The sequence below is a fragment of the Candidatus Nitrosarchaeum limnium BG20 genome, assembly GCF_000241145.1.
Classification (GTDB): Archaea; Thermoproteota; Nitrososphaeria; order Nitrososphaerales; family Nitrosopumilaceae; genus Nitrosarchaeum; species Nitrosarchaeum limnae.
The window spans coordinates 1-722 of sequence record NZ_AHJG01000340.1 but is presented as its reverse complement, the minus strand read 5'-3'; the positions used below and the strand labels follow the sequence as shown (position 1 = coordinate 722).

At 33.8% G+C, this 722-nt stretch carries 2 pseudogenes; both read left to right on the top strand.

Features of this window, described 5'->3' with window-relative positions:
* Window positions 1–148: pseudogene (locus tag BG20_RS12270) on the top strand (glutamyl-tRNA reductase); the annotation flags it as partial.
* Window positions 149–179: 31 nt separating this feature from the next.
* Window positions 180–722: pseudogene (locus BG20_RS11530) on the top strand (porphobilinogen synthase); the annotation flags it as partial.

The window sequence follows — 722 nt, the reverse complement described above, 5'->3', positions numbered from 1 at the left end:
CATAGAAGAATTAACAAAAGCTGTTGTAGAGAGTATTGTATCTACTCCAATGAATAATATTCGCAAGGCATCAGAGCAAGGCAATCCAGACATAATTAAAATGGCAAGCAAGTTATTTGACTATAAAAAACAAAAGGAATTAGACTAGAATTATATCTTACCCAGAAGGAATTTTTACAATGTCATTTCCAACTAGACGTCTTAGACGATTAAGAACATCTGAGAAAATGAGAGAACTAATTCAAGAAACCACTTTATCTTCTAGAGATTTAATCTGTCCAGTATTTGTTCAAGAAGATCTAAAGACACGAATCAAAGTAGAGTCAATGTCAGAAATTGAAAGACTTCCAATAGATGACATAAACGATGAGGTTGGGACTATTTCAGATTTAGGTATTCCAGCCATTATGTTATTTGGGATACCTGCAAAAAAAGATGAAAATGGCACTTCTGCATTTGATGATAATGGAATTGTGCAAAAGGCAATTTCACAAATTAGAAAAAATTTTGGCGATAAAATAGTAATTATGGCAGATGTATGTCTATGTCAATTTACATCCACCGGTCATTGCGGAATAATTAAAGGAAATAAAGTCGACAACGACACGAGTTTAGAGACTTTAGCAAAGATTGCAGTTAGTCAAGCAAAAGCTGGAGTTGATACAGTATCTCCATCTGCAATGATGGATGGACAAGTTGCAACAATTAGAAAAGCATTAGAC